We start from the raw sequence: 20360 nt of genomic DNA on the forward strand, positions 1-20360 counted from the left end.
AGCGGGCGATCGATCGCCCGCGAAGTGTTGTGTGGATATCCTGCCGGTCCCTTTGAAGACTGTCAACGGTAAATTGTTTACAATCATCAGGACGCTTTTATGGGAAGGTTTTCGGCATGACAGTATCCGGCCTCGAGGTCACCCCAGTCGTGCAGCCTGCCCTCTCGCACAACGTGCTTGACGCGTTGCGTGTGATGATCAGCACGGGCCGCCTTCAACAGGGCGAGCATCTCAAGGAAGCCGAGATCGCTCAGGCTCTCGGGGTGAGCAGAGGCCCGGTCCGGGAGGCGTTGAACCAGCTCGCGAACGAAGGGTTCGTCGAACTGAGACGACATCGTGGCGCGTTCGTGGTCGAGCTGACGCGAGCCGACATCATCGAGGTCTATACCCTGCGCCTGGCTCTTGAGCGGCTCGCCGTCGAGCGCACCGCCGAGCGCATGACACCGGAACTGCTAGCCCAGATGGATGCAGTGCTTGAGCGAATGCAACGCGTGAACGATGGGTACGAGGCTCAAGCCGTGACTCGACTCGATCTCGAGTTCCACGATCTGCTCTACAAGGCCGCCGACCACCGGCGACTCGAAAACTCGTGGGAGCACATTCGCAGCCAGGTGGAGTTCTTCCTCAACGCCCGCAACGACTCGTTCCGAGACTTCCTCCAAGTCGGGTATGCCGAACACGCCGAACTCCGGGACGTCCTGGCCCAACGCGACCCGCAACTGGCAGCCAAGGCCATCCAAACGCACCTCGAAGGCGCCTACCACCGGCTCCTCACGACTCATCCGCAGGACTAGCGCGAACACCCGCGCAGCCGCTCCACGACCACAACAGGGAATCGAACGACATGCCCACCACTTTCACCGCCGAAACCTGGCCGATCGCTGTCTGCCTGCACGGCTTCCCACCCATGGACCAGAACAGCGTCGCGATGCACGATGCCCCCGCCGAGGTGTGGGATGACATGCTCGATGAGATCGAGAACGTGGGCTTCTCTCTGATTGAGCTCGCCGACAGCCACATACGGCCAGCGGATCTCGAGCCGTCGCGCCGGGACGAGTTCCTGGCGATCGCGCGGTCGCACGGCATCGGTGTTCCCTCCGTACACCTCCAGCGTCAAAGCGTGATCATGCCGGGCCATGAGGAGCGCAATCTCGAGTACGCACACCGCACCATCGACGCGGCGGCGGAGTGGGGCATGCAGGTCTTCTCGACGGGTCTGCATCAACCGTTCACGCCCGCACAACGCGAGGCCCTCTGGTTCTGGACCGCGCAGGGCCCGCGGGATCCGGATGACCCCGAGGTGTGGGAACGGGCCGTGTCTCGGATCCGCGAACTCGGCAAGCACGCAGCGGACGTGGGGCTTCGGATGGCTTTGGAATTGTACGAGGACACCTACCTCGGCACCGCCGACAGCGCGGTGCGGTTCGTCGAGGAGGTGGGACTCGACAACGTGGGCCTCAACCCTGACGTGGCAAACCTCATCCGTCTCCACCGTCGGGTGGAGGACTGGCGTGAGCTCTACGCGAAGACCCTCCCCTACGCAAACTATTGGCACGTCAAGAACTACACGCGCGACGAAGCCGCCGACGGCAGCTGGGCGACCTCGGTGCCGTCCACCATGGAGACCGGGCTGATCAATTACCGCCAGATCTTCAAAGAGGCCGTCGCCGTCGGGTTCGACGGCATCATCCTGTGCGAGCAATACGGTGGCGACAGCCTCGGCGTCTGCGCCACGAACCAGAACTACATCCGCACGCTTCTCCCCCGCGGCTGAGGCGACCCACGGTAACCACCCAAGCCGAACAGAAGGACATCCATGACACACCGCATCGTCGCCATCGTCGGATCCGGATACATGGGGGGAGGCATCGCGCAGGTTCTCGCGCTCGCGGGCGATACCGTTCGCATCAGCGATGTCTCGGAAGACGTGGCGAAGGCGAATTACGAACGGCTGCTCGCCGAGGCGGAGGAGTTCGCCGCCGCCGGCCTCTTCCCGGCCGATGCCCCACAGCGCCTCGCGTCGCACCTGCAGCCGGCCGTCTCGATCGAGGCTGCGGTGGCCGATGCGGACTTCATCGAGGAAGCCGTACCCGAGAAGTCCGAGATCAAGCAGGAGACGCTTCGGCGCATCAGCGCGGCCGCTCCACCCGACGCGGTGATCGGCTCCAACACTTCGACCATTGCGATCGGCACCCTGGCGAGCGCGGTCGAGCGTCCGGAGCGCTTCCTCGGCGTCCACTTCTCCAACCCGGCACCCTTCATCCCCGGCGTGGAGCTCATCCCGCACCAGGGCACATCGGAGGCTGCGATCACCTTTGCTCAGGATGTTGTGGCTCGAGCCGGCAAGGAATCAGCACGCGTCAAGGACTCGACCGGCTTCGTCCTCAACCGCCTTCAGTACGCGCTGTTCCACGAGGCCACACAGATCGTGGAAGAAGGCATCGCCACCGCCGATGAAGTGGACACCCTCGTGCGAACGACGTTCGGGTTCCGCCTCCCGTTCTTCGGACCCTTCGCCATCGCCGACATGGCGGGCCTCGACGTCTATGCGTTCTGCTACAAGTCCCTGCAGACGAGGTGGCCCGAGCGATTCGCCACACCGGAGTCGCTTCAACGGCTGGTGGATGCCGGCAATCTGGGGACGAAGACCGGTTCCGGTTACCTGGACCTCCCTGCCGAGCGCACCGCGGAACTCATCGCATACCGGAACCGGGCCTATGTCGCGATGGCCAAGCTCCTGGAGGAACTCGGCCCCGCGCCGACCCAAGATCAGCCGCGCTGACCGAGTGTCGGCCCCGGGAGTTGGCAGCCTCGAGTTCGCCGTCCGAGCCCCGCGCTCCGGCGATCTCCCTCGATGTTGAGGCAAACAAACCCGGGCGACACAGCGCCGCCCTCCGTGGCGGCACCGACAGCGCTCCCGTAACCGCTAAAGGAGCCCGCGCCTGGTTGATTTTTCTGGCGTACGAGCACGCGCCTGGCGCCGTCGCTGTAGGGAGGACGCTCGATTTCGCGCTACTGGACGTAGGGCAGCACCGACGTCCGCGAGTCGAGGGTGGGTCATGTAGTGCGGTCCGTCGAGGCGGTAACTTGGGGGCGGCTGATGGACTTCGCCAGCTATCGGCCACACCCTGGAGAGCACAGAACCGCCATACTCTGTATCAGAGTGACGTCTCAGGACTTCTCTGACGTTTCTGCACCACGACATCTCTGAGAGGTGGCGCCAACGCTGGTGTACCAGACACGTCCTGATCCACGGAGCCCGTGCGGGCATCGGTCTCCGTAGTGTTCACCGCCTTTCGTCGTCGCACCTAAGCAGGAACGGACTGCGGCATTCCAACCGCAGTCACGATGGGCAGCCCAGCAGAGAGGTCCTGCACCAGCAACTCGTCGATGGTCACATCGACCGTAGTCGAGCCCGGCTGGCCCATGACGAAAAGGTGCGTGGTGACGGCCGCGGGGCCGAACAGTCCCACCGTTCCCGCAAGCACCCCGTTGACTGTGACCGTCGTCGTCTCGGCCTCGATGTCAACGCCCAATTCGATCGCGGAGAACTCGCCGAAGGGCAGCAGTGTGTTCCGTTCGAGGGGAACATAAGCCGGATCGAAGCGCATGATCATGCTGATGTTGTTGACGAAGGTGAACGCGTTGTCGGCCTTCGTCTGGTGGACCTTGATATATCGCGTGGTGACCGGAGGTCCGGATGCCTCGAACGCGCCACGCGATCCGGTCACCGTCCAATCGGTGAGTTCTCGCCAATCGCCCTTGTTTGTGTCGGACACCCAGATGGACAGGTCGGCGACCGTGAGCCTGCTGGTGCCCGAGGCATCCGTCATCGACACGTAGTCCAGAGAAGCCTGCGTGCCGAAGTCAGCGCCGATGCTGCGGAGCTGGTAGTCGAAGGCGATGTTGCCCGAATATCCGAAGTTGGCGAGATCTCCGGTCGCCGGATCTGCGTCGTTGTTCAGATATCCCATGACCGCGTCGCTTCGCGGTGCAACAGCTGTCATGATCTGACCGGTCGGCATCACGCGAAGGTTGACAAGTGTTCCTTTGGCCTGAGGCGTGCTGCCGAAACCCTCCTGCACGCTGATGTCGAGCGCGGCTCCGACGCTGGTCGGATTGACCAGCATGCGGATTCGGCCTTTGCGGATGGCCGGATACAGTCGCGACGCTCCCACGGGCGAACCGGACGGTCCTTGCATGCGCAGAGCGGATGTCTTGCCGCCGGCGCCGGCTGCCGCTGACAGGGATCCGGCCTCCGAGTCCCGAAGCCATCGACCGAACGCCATCTCGGATCCTTCGCCGACGAGGGTGCTGACCGTGGAGGTGTAGCGCAGGAGGTCGAGGGCGCCGTGGCTGTTGCGCAGGTACCTGACCTCGTCCTCGAGATACATCATGTACGGACCCGCGTCGGGCAGTGTCTGGTTCCAGTTGCTCCAGCCGAAGAGCCGATCCTTGTCCCCCACCCGGATCGAGTCCGCCTCCATGACCCGCATGTAGTAGTAAGCGGGATCCGTACTGCCCGGGGCGTTGATGCCCGAGACGGATAGCGAGGTCGCGCCGATCAGGTCGTGGTATCCCTCCCAGGTGGTGCCGCCGTCTTCGCTGTAGGCCATCGTGAGGTTGTTGCGCCAGTAGCTCGATTGTCCTTTGGAGTTGTGGCCCGACCAGCTGAGTTGCAAGTCTCCCGGGCGTCCGGCGGACATCGCGGGCATGGTGTTGCTGGAGAGCACGTCACTCTGCGTCAGTGCTGACCAGGTCTGTCCGTCGTCACTCGAGTGGCTGGTGTTCAGGTAGTAGCGCCCCGCGGCCTGCGCGCGAGCAAGGAACAGGATGGACCCGTCGGTCGGGCTGATCGCCAGAGTCGACTCGCTGATGCCGATCTCGACCCCGCCGCCCGGGATGGTGAACTCCACCGGTACCTGCGTCCAGGTCGCGCCTCGGTCCGTGGATCGGAAGATGGTCGCCGCGAAGCTTCCGGAGGATGTGTACGCATACCAGACCGGGACGAGCCAGGTTCCCGCGTTGGTGATTGCGGGGTTCGCGTAGGTCAGCGTCCATGCCGCATCCCTGCCCGCTGCGGCCGAATGCGGTACCAGCTTCTGAGCTGAGGTGAAGTTCGGTGAACCGTCGGCGGCGAATGTGGACGCGGTGGCCACCCAGCAGGTCAGGTCCTTGTCGGCCGGATTGAGCCAGTCGCTGCCGCCGGTCGTGCCTTCGCGGTAGAAGAAGTAGTGGAGGGTGCCGCTGGCCGGATCGACGATGTAGCTCCCATTGCTGAACGTGTAGTCCGAAAGGGAGCCGGCCAGCCCGTCCGGGATGAATTCGACCACGTCGCCGAAGGTTCGGCCGCCATCGTGGGAATAGCGGGCACCGATCCCGCCATGGCCGCTCGAGTCGTGCCATCCGGCGGTGGCGGCCACCACTCCGGATGAGAGTAGCAGGGGGCGTTGGTCACCGCCCCAGACCTTGCCGCCCGCGTTCTCGTCAAAGCGAACCAACGTTCGCTGGCCGTATTCGACTTGGAGCGCCGAGGCATCTCGATGTACCACGTCCTCCGCCGCCGGATTCCCTATGTAGGCAGTGACCGAAAGCGACTGATCGGGAGCGATACGACTGATTCGGATGAAGATGCCGGCGCCATCGGCATACGAGGGAAGGTAGCGCCCCTTCGAATCCGCGAAACGCAGATCGGCCAGATCAGAACGCACGCGGCCTGCGGCGACCAGCGCCGGGATGCCGAGATCGTCGAGAGTGATGTAGGCGCATCTGTCCGCCAACGTGGCGGAAGTCGGATTCTGCACGGTAAGGGCCAGTTGCGAATTCCACGCGCCGCCGCCATCCGCCAACAGGGCCGGAACCGCGAGCGAAAACGCCGTGAGGCCGCTCTGCAGGTCGGCCACCACGAACGACGACCAGGCGGAATCGGTGAATCCGCGATGGCAGTGCACCTTGAGATAGCGATGCGGCACGTCGTCGAACAGGAGCCACACTTCCTCGCCCAGGTCGACGACCTGCAGGTTGTGCACCTTCGTCCACGTCTGGTTGTTCGATCCCGAATACACCGAGAAGTCGCGCTGATTGAGTCCGTGTGGACCGTTCTGGTTGCTCAACCGGAGGGCGTTCACCTGGGACTTCGAGGTACCGACGTCCACGCCCAGGCTTCGGTACGAGTGGTCGACGGCACATGGCGTGTGCACACCCCAGTTGCCCAACGACGACTTCGCGGGGTTCAGATCGTTGTCGCAGAATCCCACCGGCGCCGGTAGCGCGCTGGCGCTGGTCACGGCGAGACTGTCCAGCACCGGGACCGTGCGCTCTGATGCTCCGGTGGTCGTCGCGGCGAAGGCCGAGGGCGCAGGTGCGGCGACGACCGTGAGTGCGCCGTAGCCGGCTGCGGTGAGAAAGGTCCTTCGAGACGTGCTCATTCTGGCTTCTCCTTATTCGGCTCACGGGCTCCCACGAAAGGCGGATTCACGCGGACATCGGTTGGGGCTGACCCACAGAAGTCACCGCCGGCACCCCGGCCGAAAGGTCCTGAATCAGCAGTTGATCGACGGTCACATCGGTGGTCGCAGATCCGGGCTGTCCGATGAGGAAAAGGTGAGTGGTGACGGCCGCGGGGGCGAACTGCGGGACGGTTCCCGCAAGTGTGCCGTCGACCGTGACCGTGACCGTCTGTGCGCCAGTGTCGACGCCGAGGTCAATCGTCGAGAACTCATCGAAAGGCAAGACGGTGTTTTGCTGAAGCGGCACGAATGCCCGCTCGAACGACATGATGGTGCTGATGTCGTTCACGAACGTGTACGCGGTGTCCGTCTCTGTCTGGTGGACCTTCAGATAGCGGGTCGTGACGGCGGGCCCCGAAGCGGTGAATGCCCCACCCGATCCCGTCACCGTCCAGTCCGTCAATTGCCGCCAGTCGGAGCCGTTGGTGTTCGAGACCCAGACCGAGAGGTCTGAGGCCGTCAACCTAGTTGTGCCGGAGGTATCCGTCAGGGATACGCTGTCCAGGGTCGCCGGTGAGCTGAACTCCGATCCGATGCTCCTCGACTGGTAGTCGAAGGCGATGTTGCCCACATATCCGAAGTTGGCCAGATTCCCCGTTGCGGGCGAAGTGTCGTTGTTCAGGTAGCCCACGGTCACTTCACCTCGAGGGGACGCAGCGGTCAACAGCTGGCCGGTGGGCAGGATCCGGAGACAGAGAAGGGTGCCCGTCGCCTGGTTGACGCTGCCGAATCCCTCTTGCACGCTGATGTCGAGCGCGGCTCCGACGCTGGTCGGATTGACCAGCATGCGGATTCGGCCTTTGCGGATGGCCGGATACAGTCGCGACGCTCCCACGGGCGAACCGGACGGTCCTTGCATGCGCAGAGCGGATGTCTTGCCGCCGGCGCCGGCTGCCGCTGACAGGGATCCGGCCTCCGAGTCCCGAAGCCATCGACCGAACGCCATCTCGGATCCTTCGCCGACGAGGGTGCTGACCGTGGAGGTGTAGCGCAGGAGGTCGAGGGCGCCGTGGCTGTTGCGCAGGTACCTGACCTCGTCCTCGAGATACATCATGTACGGACCCGCGTCGGGCAGTGTCTGGTTCCAGTTGCTCCAGCCGAAGAGCCGATCCTTGTCCCCCACCCGGATCGAGTCCGCCTCCATGACCCGCATGTAGTAGTAAGCGGGATCCGTACTGCCCGGGGCGTTGATGCCCGAGACGGATAGCGAGGTCGCGCCGATCAGGTCGTGGTATCCCTCCCAGGTGGTGCCGCCGTCTTCGCTGTAGGCCATCGTGAGGTTGTTGCGCCAGTAGCTCGATTGTCCTTTGGAGTTGTGGCCCGACCAGCTGAGTTGCAAGTCTCCCGGGCGTCCGGCGGACATCGCGGGCATGGTGTTGCTGGAGAGCACGTCACTCTGCGTCAGTGCTGACCAGGTCTGTCCGTCGTCACTCGAGTGGCTGGTGTTCAGGTAGTAGCGCCCCGCGGCCTGCGCGCGAGCAAGGAACAGGATTGACCCGTCGACCGGGCTGATCGCCAGAGCCGATTCGCTGACGCCCGTCTCGAGGCCGCTGCCGGGGATGGTGAACTCCACCGACACTTGGTTCCACGTCGTCCCCCTGTCAGTGGATCGGAAGATGGTCGCCGCGAAGCTTCCGGAGGATGTGTACGCGTACCAGACCGGGACGAGCCAGGTTCCCGCGTTGGTGATCACGGGGTTCGCGTAGGTCAGCGACCATGCCGCATCCTTGCCCGCCGATGCCGAGTACGGCACCAGCTGTTGGACCGAGGTGAAGTTGGGAGAGCCGTCCGATCCGAACGTCGAGGCCGTGGCCACCCAACAGGTGCAGTCGTGGTCGGCCGGATTCAGCCAATCGCTACCGGAGTTGACGCCGACCCGGAAGAAGAAATAGTGCAACGTCCCATTGCTCGGGTCGACGATGTAGCTGCCGTTGCTGTAGCCGTATTGAGTGTTCGATCCCGATGACGTACCCGGGACGAAGTTCACAAGGCTGCCGAATGTTCGGCCGCCATCGTGCGAATAGCGGGCGCCGATCCCGCCCTGGCCCGTCGAGTTGTGCCATCCGGCAGTGACGACGACCACGCCGGATGCGAGTAGCATCGGGCGTTGATCGCCGCCCCAGGTTAGGCCGTCGTTGGTTCCGTCCGATTGATCAAAACGAACCAGACTGCGTTGTCCGTATTCCACCTGGAGTGCCGAGGCGTCACTGTGGACGACATCGTGCGCCGATGTGTTGCCGGTATAGGCAGTGAGAGTCTGTGTCGCGCCGGGGGCGATCTGCGCGATTCGGAGGAAGACTCCCGACGTGTCTGCGTAGGCAGGGACATAGTTGCCCGATACGTCCGCGAACCGGAGGTCGGCGAGATCCGACCGTAGCTGTCCGCCAGACACCAGGGTCGGTACACCAAGGTCTGCGAAGGTTACGTAGGCGCATTGATCCGTGAGCGTCGCAGACGTCGAGTTCTGGACCGTGAGCGAGAACTGCGTGCTCCAGCTCCCGCCACCGTCTCCGAGCAGAGCCGGCAGCGGCAGTGAATACGCGGCCAATCCCGTCTGAAGGTCGCTCAGGATGAATGACGACCAGCTGACATCCGTGAATTCGCGGTGACAATGCACCTTCAGGTATCGGCCAGTCGTGAGCGCGAAGAGGAGCCAGACCTGGTCGCCGAGATCGACGACCTGCACATCCGTGATCTTGGACCAGTTCTGATTGTCGGAACCCGTGTACACCGAGAAGTCGCGCTGGTTCAGTCCGTGCGGCCCTTCGAGATTCTGGAGCAGAAGCGCATTGGCGCCGGCCGTCGAAGTTCCGAGGTCGACTCCCAGGCTCCGGAATTCGTAGTCCACCGCGTAGCCGGTGTGCACACCCCACTGGCTGAGTGTCGAGTTCATGGGGTTGAGGTCGTTGTCGCAGTACCCGACAGGGGCGGATATCGCCGTCACCGAGCTGCGCACAGCCAGGGCGTGCACACCCGCACCGGAAGCCTGTCGTGGCTGCGCGGCGAAGGCGGATGCTGCCGGGTGCACCACAACCGTGAGCGCTCCGAGCCCGGCGGCGGTGAGGAAGGTTCTCCGAGACGTGCCCATTTCGATTCTCCCGTCGACGACGCTGTCGACCAATCACGGATTTCATTAGGTGAAACAATAAGTTTCAGAAGTGCGCGCTCAATATAGGTCGTCGAGGCAAGGGAGGTCAAGAAGGTCGGGCTGATTCGACGAGTGCGGTCTCTTTCTTCAGGCTGATCTTGCGGAGTCCTCAGGAAGTTCGACCCATCGGCCGGTCGCAGCGGAGGCAATGGCGGCGTCCGCGACGGCGATCGCGGCGATACCGTCCACCAGTCCGACCAAGGGCTCTGCTCGTCCATCCGCGACGTCGAGGAGATGGTGCATCTGCGCCGCCAATGCAGCCGCGGAGGCCAGCGGATGGTGCTCGATCGTGTCCGTGTCACGGGACAAGAGCGCGACCGTCCCGGCTGCCGAGAGGTCGGCAACGATTCGGCCCGCGGCTCCGATCACTGACAGGGTGCGGCTGCTCGGATCCTCGAGGTAGTCGATGTGGAATGCGCCGACGACCCCGTCGGTCCGAAGCAGTCCGTCAACGACATTGGGCTCCTGCACTCGCTCGACGATGCGCTCGGTTCTCGAGTACGCGAAGACCGACCGGATCGGGCCGAAGACCCAACGGAGATAGTCCCACTCGTGTGAATAGTCGCGGTAGAGGCGATCCGGTGCAGCTGTGTCGAAACGGTTGGTCGCCCGCGTCAGCGTCTCATAGGCGCCGAGCATCACCTGGAATCCGGTCGGGGTGCCGATGACGCCATCGCCGAGGAGTTCGCGAACGCGCTGCAGCACCGGGCGGTAGCGGAGGACGTAGCCGACGAGGATCGGCGTTGCGCTCGCCGTCAGCCGAGGCAGCGCGGCATCCGCGGCGGCGACGCTCGTAGAGAGCGGCTTCTCCACGAGTGTTGGGATGCCAGCCTCGACTGTCTGCAGCAGCTGATTGAGGTGATGTTCGTCGGGCGTGGCGACGACCGCGGCGTGGGGTGCGGCCGCGACTAGGTCGTCGAACCGATCGACGGCGACCACTCGATCGGGCGCGGAGTCGACGGCGTGGCGGCGCAGCTCGGGTACCGGATCGTACGCGACGACGTGAAGGTCCGGTATGTGGAGTGCCGCTTCGAGATGTTGTCGTCCAATGAAGCCGAGCCCACTCAATCCAAGGGTTCTCACGGCGACCTCCCGGTCATGTTTTGTCTGGTGGATGTGTCAGTTTCACAGTATGGCTATCATTGTCGTGGCGCGGGCCGCGCGGGGTCAATCCGGAGAACAACGTCGTGCCATCGAACCGAGGAGGAGCGGGTGACGGAGATGCTCGATCGATTCGCACTCACCGGAAAGGTGGCGATCGTGACCGGAGGCACCGGACTGTACGGGCGCCCATTCGCGCAGGGCCTCACGGATGCCGGTGCACACGTCGTCGTAACATCGCGGTCCATCGAGATTGCTCAGAAGGCTGCAGCTCAGATCGTGGACCGGGGAGGAAGCGCGATCGCGCTCCGACTGGATCAGAGCGATCCCGATTCGATCGCCGAGTTCTCCGACGAGGTGGTGCGGGAGTGCGGCGGCGTGGATGTGTTGGTCAACAACGCAGTCCACCGTCAGGGTGCAGGACTTGCGACGACCGAACGGTCGGACTGGGATGCGACCTCCTCGACGAACTCGCGTGGCCTGTTCCTGCTCACGCAACAGATCTGCGCCACGATGATCGCGCAGGGCCGAGGCGGCGCGGTGGTCAATATCGGATCCATCTACGGGATCGTGGCACCCGACTTCCCGATCTACGAGGGGACCCCGGTGGTCCCGCCGCTTTTCTACAGCTATGACAAGGCGGGGATGATCGGATTCACGCGCTACCTCGCCGGTGCGCTGGGGCCGCACGGCATCCGTGTCAACTGTCTGTGCCCTGGTGGCCTCCGCACGGCCAACACTGACTCGGTCTTCGACGAGCGCTATGCGAGTCGGACTCCGTTGCGTCGGATGGCCGATGCAGACGACGTGACGCCGTCCCTCGTGTTCCTGGCCAGCGATGCGGCGCGCTACATCACGGGGGTGGCCCTTCCCGTCGACGGCGGATGGACCTCGCACTGAGGCGGCCCGCGATGTCAGACCCCTGCTCTGTCGAGCGCATCGAGGCCGCGACGGATCATGTCGACGCGTTGCTGGACAGTTCCGGGCACGCGCGGCGGCCAGCCGACTTTGAGTCCGCGCCAGTCGAGCCTTCCGGCGACCGAGAAGCAGGCGGCGACGCGCTCTTCCGTGAGAAGCGATACCGGATCGCCCGATGGGTGCCGCTGCGAGCGCAGGAACGGATGGTGCGCGTCGACCCACGCCGCACCGAACGCCCCGTCTCGGTCGGACGCGCCGGAGATCATCAGTCCGCGAAGAAGCCCGCTTTCAGCGACCCGCCGAACCTCACCCGCGACACCGTCGGCGTCTCGGAGTTCGATCGCGGTCCGGCCCCAGTTGAGCGACAGTCCGACGTCAACCTGAGCGAGTCGAACGCTCGCCAGCTCGTCGTCCAGGCTCAGGAAGCCCTTCTCCGGTGCATGCTCGGGAACCAGCGCGTCGCAGTGCTCCACCACGAGCTGCGCTCCGTCCCAGTCGCATGCGCTCAACTGCTCGAGGGATCGTGCTAAGGCATCTACGCTTCGCCTGCCGGTGCGCGGCGCCGAGTGCAGCTCGACCGCGCAGACCGCGCGAGCGCCGACGGCATCCGATAGTCGTCGTGCGGCGTCCCGCAGCCGAAGTGCGGCACGGATTGCACGCGCGCGACCCTGATCGTCTGCGGAGGCGAGGCCCGACGCCGGGTCCGCGGTGAGCCGTTGAGCCGTCCACGGGATGTCCGTCAGCACGGCATGGAGTTCCTTCGGCCAGTGCGAGAGCAGCCATGACTCGTCATGAGGGTGCAATGTGCCGGTCCACGGCAGCTCGAGCGCACCGATTCGAGTATCATCGGCCAAGGCTGTCATGTAATCGTCTTCACGGTGCGGGTCCCACTCGACGAGGGCTGGCGATGCCACGTAAGCGCCGACCACGTAGCCGGGGATGACCCGAGACACCGCGCCGACTCCGTACTGTGTCAACGCATGACCCATCCGCCGTCTACCGTGATGATCTGTCCGGTGATGAACCCACTGAGGTCGCCGGCGAGGAACCCGAAGGTACCGGCGAGGTCGGAGGCGACGCCACGTCTTTTCAAGGCCTGCAAGGGCAATATCTCGGTGCTCAGCCGCTCCTGGTCGGGGAACCTCAGAAGCTCGTCCTCCGTCTGGATCGCGCCGGGCATCACGCCGTTGACGCGGATTCCGTCGGGCCCCACTTCCCGGGCCAACGCCCGGACCAGGCCGATGATGGCGGCTTTGGAGGCCGTGTAGTGAAGGGCGCCCGGCTGCCCGGTGTCGGCCATCACCGAGGTGACCGCGATGAAGGACGCTGCAGGGGAACGCAGCAGCCACGGATGAGCAGCGCGCGCGAGCAGATACGTGCTCCGGACATTCACGTTCTGCACAAGATCCCATGATTCGAGCGAGATGGCGTTCCATTCCGCCTCGCCGGTCACTGCGGCGTTTGCGATGACGATGTCCAGTCTGCCCCATTCCTCCACGACCGCCGCGACGAGCTGCTCCGGCCCGGCCGGATCAGCCAGGTCCGCAGCGGCCACTCGCGCGTTCCCGCCGGCTGCGATGATCGACACCGCAACGCTTTCGGCTTCCTCGACGCTGCCGGGTCGCGGTGACGACCCGACCAGCACCGAGGCGCCGATTCGAGCGAGATGCATCGCGGCGACGGCGCCCATACCGCGCGAGGCGCCCGTGACCAGAGCGACGCGACCGTCGAGCCGGCCGGTCAGTTCATCCATGTGCTCCTCCTGATGAGTGCGGACTTGAGAGCGGGGTAGGGGGACCGCGCTCGGAAGACGCGGCCGGCGGCCGGGTCCTGGCGACTGTCCACAGCCGAAAAGCCTTCGCGCGCAGTCGTGATCAGAATGTCGCATCCGTCCGCTCCGCCGAGTGCGACGCTGGTGACCTGCTGGGTCGATACCTCGACGATGACGTCCACTGCGCCATGCATGATGCGCCGAACCTGACCGGCCCCATAGACCGCAACCCAGATTCCGCCATGGGCGTCCACTGCGACGCCGTCCGGCAGCCCGTCGTCGAATCGCCACATCACCTCTGTGGCCAGGATGGACGAGCGGCGGGCGTCCACGTGGTGGGCGAGCAATTGCGCCCGGCCCGTGTCGACGTGAAAGAGGGTCTCGCCGTCGGCGCTCCAGGCCATGCCGTTGCTCACGGCGATGTCATCGTGCACCACGACGGGCTCGCGGCCCTCCATCCGCAGCAGGACCCCGCTCAGGTGCTCCCCATCCGGTGGTACTGCGCCAACCCAGAGCCGGCCGAGGCTGTCGGAACACCCGTCGTTGAGCAACCAGCCTGGCCCGAGGCCCAGCGGCCGGGCGTCATCCAGCTCCCAACCGGTCCCGGTGCGGCGGAGTGATCGGATGGTGTCTCCGTCGGCGACGACCGCGAGGTCTGGCCCGGCGGGCTGGACCAGGGAGATGCGCCGGCGGGCGGCGACGAGCAGATCGGGGGGTGTGCCGAGGTCGGCGCTCGACCAGACCCTGCCGTCATCCGCGTCGAGCCACCACCAGCGTCCAGCGGCCCACCGCGGGCTCTCGCCGAGCGTGGTCCGCGGGGCTACGTGCTCGTCGAGGGGCTCCGCAGACACCACAGACTCTGCCCTCGTCACGGCCGGGCATCCGCCTGAGTCGCGAGAAGCCGACGGACGTGGGCTATCAACGCATCATCGGCCTGGCGGAACGGATCGGCCACCGTGTTGTGCGCGATGACGCCGAGCTGAACCAGCGCCTCTTTGAGCCCACTCATCGCCTGGGCCATGAAGCTGCCACCGGCAACCGGCTGGAAGTAGACGGGCAGCCACTCGGTGATTCGGCCCTGGATGCCGGATGCCTCGGCCCACTCACCAGCAGCGGCGTGCCGGGTGAGTGCGACGTGCAACCGCGGCACGATGTTCGACAGCCCTGGAACGCATCCGCCTCCTCCCCCAAGGAGGAACCCGTCGATGCACTCCTCCGACCCGGTGAAGTGGGCGATCGTCAGCCGCTCTCGACGCAGCCGCTCGCCTCGCATGCGGGCCGTGCCGAGGTCGCCGCTGGAGTCTTTGACCCCGGCGATCACTCCCTCCTTGGCCAGCTCGACCAGCAGGTCGACGCCGAGGGACACATGGACCCGCCCTGGCACCTCGTACGCCTCGATCGGAATGTCGATCGCGGCCGCGACTGCACGGAAGTGATCTCCGAGTTCGCTCTGCGACAGCGGGAAACCCGCGGGCGCGGGGAGAAGGATCGAATCGGCGCCGAGGGCGGCGTAATCCGCTGCATCGCGTGCGGCGTCGGACGTTCCGAGCGCCGGAACGCCCGCCATGACGTGTACACCGCCCGGCGCGGCGGCGACCACCGTGGCCAGGAGGCGTCTGCGCTCGTCGCGACTCAGCGCGGCGTTCTCGCCGGTGGAGCCGAGCACGAGCAGTCCGGTAACGCCGGCTGAACTGAGGAATTCGCAGAGCCTTGTCGTGGACTCCTCGTCGACCCCGCCGTCCGGCCTCATCGGCGTGACCATGGGCACGATGACACCACTGGTCGGAACGGGCACACGCTTCCTCGTCATCGTTCGGGCTCCTTTTCGTTGTGTCGTCCCGCGACTGCGGCGGACGGCGGTTGGGGGACTTCGGCATCGAGGAGGCCGATCGAGCGCTGAGCGGTGACCTGCGCGAGCGCGTCGTCCGGTCGTACACGCGCCTGCCGCCGCAGGTAGGTGACCACACCGTCGGCCGCGGCATCCACCCGGGCGAGTTCTCGGCCGCGTTCATCGAGCACGCGGCCGACGATCTGGCCTGCTTCGACGGACTGCAGCAATTCCACGTCCGAAACGAAATAGCCATCGCAGCGGCACAGGTTGAACGTGTCGGTGTCACCGTTGCCGTGAAGCCATCGCGTGAGAGGCGGCGCCGGGGATGCCTGCGCATCCGGCACCATTCCGAGCGACGCGCATACGCGAAGCACGCCATCCGAATAGACCGCGAGCATCGCTTCGGACAACACTCCGCCGTGAGGCGACTCCACATATATGGCGGGGATGCCGCGCTCGGCGGCGACGGTCAGGGTGCGGCCCGGTCCCAGCTCCGGATGCGTCCACAACGTGCCCGTGCCGAAAGCGACGGCCATCCGCACTCCCGCGTCGCCCGCCGCCGACCCGTCGTGCAACGACCCAGCGAACAGGGGCAGATCGGCATCCGGGCTCGACGTGTGCAGGTCGATCATGGCGTCCGCTCCGTCGATGACGCGTTCGGCGACGAGAGCTGCGAGTCGCGCGGTGGGAGGTCCCTGCGGATCACCGGGGAACAGCCGCGCCAGATTGCCGCCGTCGGCAGGGCTCTCGCGCAGAAAGGCCTCGTTCGCGGCCTCGTGAGTCACGGGCACCACATCCAGCATGCCCGCCGCGAGCGGCAGTGGCGTGCGTGTGAGCCGGCCCGCGGCGAGGATGCCCCCGATCTCGTTCCCGTGCACGCCGGCGAGCACGACCAGTCGTGGTCCCGGGACCGCGGCCGAGAGGCGGTACAGCGTCACGCCGATGCCCGGCCGCTCGTCACCGATGCGAGATCTGGTCCAGGTCGAAGTCGTCATAAGCAGTCCTCCACGACCGAGCCCAGGGTCTCGGCCACGCCGGCGGCGGCGATCTCGGGCACCGTCACATGACCGGCGAGATCCGCCAGCGCCCGGCCATCCTTGTAACCGGCCCCGGTCGCGATGACGACCACGGGTTCGTCCGAATCGACTGCTCCCACCCCGACGTCCGCGATCACCCCGGCGAGCGCGGTCGCGCCTGCCGGCTCGACGAGGATGCCGGCCTCGGTCGCGAGCAGACGTTGCGCCGCGTAGACTTCGTCGTCCTCGACCGCTCGCGCCGCGCCCCGCGAACCGCGGACGGCCCTGACCGCGCCGTCCGTGTCGTAGAGAACAGCCATCTGAAGCCCGGACACCGACGTTGTGACTTCCCCGGAGATTCCTTCCGGATGTCCGCGGAGCGCGCAAGTCAGAGCGGCGCTCCCGGTCGGATGCACGCCGATCAACCGGGGAACACTTCCGAGGTCGGTGAATCCACGATGGAGACCTGTGAGAAGGCCGCCTCCACCCACCGGGGCGTATACCCGGCCGATGTTCCCCAGCCGCTCGGAGAGCTCGTAGGCGATCGTCTGCACGCCCCTCATGGCCTCCGGAGCGTAGTGGAATCCCGTCAGCATCGGATAGAAGCCCAAGGTCGCTGCCTGGTGGGCTATCTCGTCGGCGACTGCACGAGTGGTGGATGCGTCATGGCCGACGCCGGAGACGCGTCGCGCGATCCCACCCACCGCGATGATCTCGCGCATCTTCTCGGGCACGGTGTCGGACAGCGTGAACAGCACGGCGCGCGATCCTGCGGCCGCCGCATAGGCGGCGGCCGCTGCTCCACCGTTCCCCGACGACGTTCCGACGGCCCCGTGCAGGTTGCGCTCTCTCACCAGCGAATAAGCGACCGACGCGATGCGCGCCTTGAACGATCCCGTGGGGTTGCGATCCTCCGCCTTCAACCAGAGCCGTCCCAGTCCGAGCCGTCGCCCGATCGTGGGCGAAAGGTCCACGAGCGGTGTGCCGCCTTCGCCCAGACTCACGATGTGTGCCCTGGATCGCAGGGGGAGGCGGTCGAAGTAGCGCCACATGCCCTCACTGTCGCCGTCTGTCATCGTGCTTCCACGACCTCGGCCTGATCCGGCACGTCCAGGCGGATGCAGGCGGCTTCCGAGGTCTCCGTGGCGACCAACGGAGGAACCACGCTCCCGCATTCGTCCACCGCTTTCCAACACCGGGAGCGGAAGGAGCACCCCGGAGGAGGGGCGATCGGATCCGGTGGGTCCCCGTCCAACCGGAACGCCCGACGTCGTCCACGATCGGCCGGGTCCTCAGCAGGAACGGCAGCCAGGAGTGAGCGAGTATACGGGTGACGAGGGTTCTCGAAGACCTTGTCGGATTCGCCGATTTCGACGATCCTGCCGAGGTACATCACGGCGACACGATGCGCGATGTGCCGGACGACGGCGAGGTCGTGAGCGATGAAGAGATAAGCGAGCCCGAGTTCGGCCTGCAGGCGAACGAGCAGATTGATGACCTGTGCCTGCACCGACACGTCCAGAGCGGAGATCGGCTCGTCGAGCACCAGCAAGCGTGGACGCAACGCCAGCGCTCGCGCGATGCTCACTCGTTGTCGTTGGCCGCCAGAGAGCTCGTACGTGTAGCGATCTCCGAGGTCGGGTCGCAGGCCGACGAGCGAGAGCAGTTCCGCGACGTCACCGGCGCGTGATCGTGTGGTGCCGACCCCGTGGATGACCATCGGTTCGGCGATGATGTCGTTGATCGAGAGCCGCGACGGGAGCGACGCATACGGATCTTGGAACACGAACTGCATGTCACGGCGGACCCGGCGCAGCCTCCGGCCCCGCAGCTTCGTGATGTCTTGCTCGCCGAAGATCACCTCACCGGATGTCGCCAGCTGAAAGCCCATGACGGTCTTGCCGAGCGTCGACTTGCCCGAGCCAGATTCGCCGACGACGGCGAGGGTTTCGCCTCGATCGATGGTGAAAGAAACTCCGTTGAGGGCCTGGACGATCTGCGGAAAGAACGGATTCGGTCCACGGACCCGATAGTGCTTTACGAGGTCGTCGACGACGAGAACGCGGTCGCTCTCCGTCACGGAATGCTCCCTTCCGTCGAGGCCGCCAGTGGAGCCGAGAGTTCCTTGTGGAAGTGGCAGGCGGTGTGATGCCCTCGCCCGAGCTCGGCGAGCTCGGGTTGTGTCCGGCATACTTCCCGCCCGCCGGCGAGGAAGCATCGCGGCCGGAAGGCGCATCCGCCTGGAAGCGATGCCGGGTTCGGCGGATGCCCGGGGATGGCAGGCAGGGTCGTTGCACGGTCGATGGACAGCGTCGGCCGCGATGCGATCAGCCCGACCGTATAGGGATGGCGGGGCTTGGTGAGGAGTTCCGTGACCGAACCGCTCTCGACGATGCGTCCCGCGTACATGACCTCGGCGCGGTCAGCTGCCTCCATGATCACTCCCAGATCGTGCGTGATGAGCACGACCGCCATCCCCGTCTCCACCTGGAGGTCACGGATCAGATCGAGCACCTGCGCCTGCACCGTCACGTCGAGCGCGGTCGTCGGCTCGTCCGCGAGCAGGACCTCGGGTTCATTCGCCATCGCCATGGCGATCATCACCCGTTGACGCATGCCTCCGGAGAATTCGTGCGGGTACTGGTCGGCGCGTTCCGCAGCTCGCGGGATCCGCACCTGGCCGAGAAGCTCGATGGCCCGCTTCCGCCTCGCCTTGCGATCGTATTGGGGTGAGTGCACGCGCAGACTCTCCTCGATCTGCCGGCTCACCGTCATCAGCGGATTCAATGATGTCATCGGGTCTTGGAAGATCATCCCCACCCTCTTGCCGAGCACCCGACGCATCTCCTTCGCCGGCATCCTCAGCAGGTCTCGACCGTCCAATTCGGCGGTTCCCGCGGTGACGCGGGCGTTGTTCGGCAACAGTCCGAGCAACGAGAGCATGGCCACACTCTTGCCGGACCCGGATTCACCGACGATGCCCAGAGTCTCCCCGTGACCCAGATCGAAGTCGACGCCGTTGACCGCTCGAACGATGCCGCCGGCAGTGGTGATCTCGGTGGTCAGCGAGCGGACTCGGAGGAGAGGAGCCGTGGAGTGCTGTGTCGTGACCATCATCGTGCCTGTCTCGGGTCGACGACGTTGCGGAGGCCGTCACCGACGAAGTTGACGGCCAGTACGGTGACGAGGATGGCGACGCCCGGCGGCAACCACAACCACGGCATCCGAGCCAGGATCGAGAGCGACTCCGCAGCGCTGAGCATCGACCCCCAACTCGCTGTGGGCGGCGGCACACCCAGGCCCAAGAACGACAGACCGGCCTCAAGCATGATGATGTTGCCGGTTCCCAGCGTGAACATCACGATGAACGGTCCGAGCATCGCAGGCAGGACGTGACGCAGCACGATGCGTGTGTTGCTCGCGCCAAGACCGGTCACCGCTTGTATCGACTCCTGGTCGCGAAGCGTCATGGTGATGCTGCGGACCACGCGGAACGCCGCAGCCCAGTCGAGCAGCGAGACCAGCACGATCAGGAGCGTGATGCTCGGACCCGTCAGGGCGGCGACGCTGATGATCACGATGAGAATGGGGAACGCCTGCAGCACCTCCGCGAAACGGGTCAGGAAGCCGTTGACCGCGCCGCCGAGGTATCCGGCGACCGCCCCCAGAAGCAGGCCGATGAGGTTCGCTCCCAGGGCGGCGGTGAATCCGATGAAGAGCGAGGTCCGACCGCCGTACATGAGTCGGGCGAGCACGTCGCGACCCGCGTTGTCCGTTCCCAGCGGGTGCGCTGCTGAGGGTCCTTGCTGAAAGAGGGAGGGGTCGACGGTATTCGGGTTCACCGGGTACAGCACGGGCCCGAGCAGGCAGAAGGCGATGACGAGCGCGAGGACGATGGCGGCGGGAAGCGCCAGGCGCAGCCGGGTGAACCGCCGCCACGCCGCACGAGCGCGACTGATGCGCGCCACTGTCAGCTCGGCGTCGTCGAACTCCAGCGCAGACGGGGATGAGAGGCCGACCACGAGTCGTTCAGATGTCATAGAAGACTCCCCGATCTTCGATCTGT

At 65.6% G+C, this 20360-nt stretch carries 16 protein-coding genes; 4 read left to right on the forward strand and 12 right to left on the reverse strand.

The features are described from left to right. Positions 1 to 116 precede the first annotated feature (116 nt). From ACYVII_RS07165 to ACYVII_RS07175, 3 genes are read left to right on the forward strand one after another with little or no spacing between them, the layout of a single operon-like run. Entirely contained in the window at positions 117 to 794 is a 678-nt protein-coding gene (locus ACYVII_RS07165) for a GntR family transcriptional regulator (protein ID WP_460533213.1), read from the forward strand. A 50-nt stretch (positions 795 to 844) separates the two neighbouring features. Further along, entirely contained in the window at positions 845 to 1774 is a 930-nt protein-coding gene (locus ACYVII_RS07170; RefSeq protein ID WP_460533216.1) for a sugar phosphate isomerase/epimerase family protein, read from the forward strand. 42 nt (positions 1775 to 1816) lie between these two features. After that, positions 1817 to 2782 carry a 3-hydroxyacyl-CoA dehydrogenase family protein gene (locus ACYVII_RS07175; RefSeq protein WP_460533219.1) on the forward strand — a complete coding sequence of 322 codons (966 nt, stop codon included), beginning with the start codon at positions 1817 to 1819 and terminating at the stop codon, positions 2780 to 2782. Between the two features lie 526 nt (positions 2783 to 3308). Here ACYVII_RS07175 and ACYVII_RS07180 read toward each other — a convergent pair. The 3 genes from ACYVII_RS07180 to ACYVII_RS07190 form a co-directional block, all read right to left on the reverse strand. Next, complete coding sequence (locus tag ACYVII_RS07180) at positions 3309 to 6428, reverse strand: sialidase family protein (protein ID WP_460533222.1); 3120 nt, start codon at positions 6426 to 6428, stop codon at positions 3309 to 3311. A 46-nt stretch (positions 6429 to 6474) separates the two neighbouring features. After that, a complete protein-coding gene (locus tag ACYVII_RS07185) occupies positions 6475 to 9597 on the reverse strand; it encodes a sialidase family protein (protein WP_460533225.1) in 3123 nt (1040 codons plus the stop codon). 147 nt (positions 9598 to 9744) lie between these two features. Next, positions 9745 to 10740, reverse strand: a complete 996-nt coding sequence (locus ACYVII_RS07190; protein WP_460533228.1) for a Gfo/Idh/MocA family protein — start codon at positions 10738 to 10740, stop codon at positions 9745 to 9747. A 138-nt stretch (positions 10741 to 10878) separates the two neighbouring features. On the opposite strand from ACYVII_RS07190, the gene ACYVII_RS07195 reads away from it, so the two are divergent. Continuing rightward, the gene (locus tag ACYVII_RS07195) at positions 10879 to 11658 is read left to right on the forward strand and encodes an SDR family NAD(P)-dependent oxidoreductase (RefSeq protein ID WP_460533514.1); all 780 of its coding nucleotides are present in this window, start codon (positions 10879 to 10881) and stop codon (positions 11656 to 11658) included. A 14-nt stretch (positions 11659 to 11672) separates the two neighbouring features. On the opposite strand, the gene ACYVII_RS07200 is transcribed toward ACYVII_RS07195, so the two are convergent. Genes ACYVII_RS07200 through ACYVII_RS07240 form a run of 9 tightly spaced genes read right to left on the reverse strand, consistent with a single transcriptional unit; the run spans position 11673 to position 20334 of the window. Further along, complete coding sequence (locus ACYVII_RS07200; protein ID WP_460533231.1) at positions 11673 to 12629, reverse strand: DUF4862 family protein; 957 nt, start codon at positions 12627 to 12629, stop codon at positions 11673 to 11675. A gap of 20 nt (positions 12630 to 12649) precedes the next feature. After that, a complete protein-coding gene (locus ACYVII_RS07205; RefSeq protein ID WP_460533234.1) occupies positions 12650 to 13429 on the reverse strand; it encodes an SDR family NAD(P)-dependent oxidoreductase in 780 nt (259 codons plus the stop codon). Then, entirely contained in the window at positions 13417 to 14319 is a 903-nt protein-coding gene (locus ACYVII_RS07210) for an SMP-30/gluconolactonase/LRE family protein (RefSeq protein ID WP_460533237.1), read from the reverse strand. Before ACYVII_RS07210 ends, ACYVII_RS07205 begins: the two co-directional genes overlap by 13 nt. Then, positions 14316 to 15257, reverse strand: coding sequence for a dihydrodipicolinate synthase family protein (locus ACYVII_RS07215; RefSeq protein ID WP_460533239.1), 942 nt, complete (start codon positions 15255 to 15257; stop codon positions 14316 to 14318). Before ACYVII_RS07215 ends, ACYVII_RS07210 begins: the two co-directional genes overlap by 4 nt. After that, the gene (locus tag ACYVII_RS07220) at positions 15254 to 16273 is read right to left on the reverse strand and encodes a succinylglutamate desuccinylase/aspartoacylase family protein (protein WP_460533242.1); all 1020 of its coding nucleotides are present in this window, start codon (positions 16271 to 16273) and stop codon (positions 15254 to 15256) included. Before ACYVII_RS07220 ends, ACYVII_RS07215 begins: the two co-directional genes overlap by 4 nt. After that, positions 16270 to 17370, reverse strand: coding sequence for a threonine synthase (locus ACYVII_RS07225; RefSeq protein ID WP_460533245.1), 1101 nt, complete (start codon positions 17368 to 17370; stop codon positions 16270 to 16272). The genes ACYVII_RS07220 and ACYVII_RS07225 overlap by 4 nt, the downstream gene beginning before the upstream one ends. Further along, complete coding sequence (locus tag ACYVII_RS07230; RefSeq protein ID WP_460533247.1) at positions 17367 to 18374, reverse strand: ABC transporter ATP-binding protein; 1008 nt, start codon at positions 18372 to 18374, stop codon at positions 17367 to 17369. Before ACYVII_RS07230 ends, ACYVII_RS07225 begins: the two co-directional genes overlap by 4 nt. Beyond that, on the reverse strand, positions 18371 to 19411 hold the full coding sequence (locus ACYVII_RS07235; protein ID WP_460533250.1) for an ABC transporter ATP-binding protein: 1041 nt from the start codon (positions 19409 to 19411) through the stop codon (positions 18371 to 18373). Before ACYVII_RS07235 ends, ACYVII_RS07230 begins: the two co-directional genes overlap by 4 nt. Then, positions 19408 to 20334: an ABC transporter permease gene (locus ACYVII_RS07240; RefSeq protein ID WP_460533253.1), complete on the reverse strand. Its 927-nt coding sequence runs from the start codon at positions 20332 to 20334 to the stop codon at positions 19408 to 19410. Before ACYVII_RS07240 ends, ACYVII_RS07235 begins: the two co-directional genes overlap by 4 nt. Positions 20335 to 20360: the final 26 nt, after the last annotated feature.

Source organism: Humibacter ginsengiterrae (genome assembly GCF_054780115.1).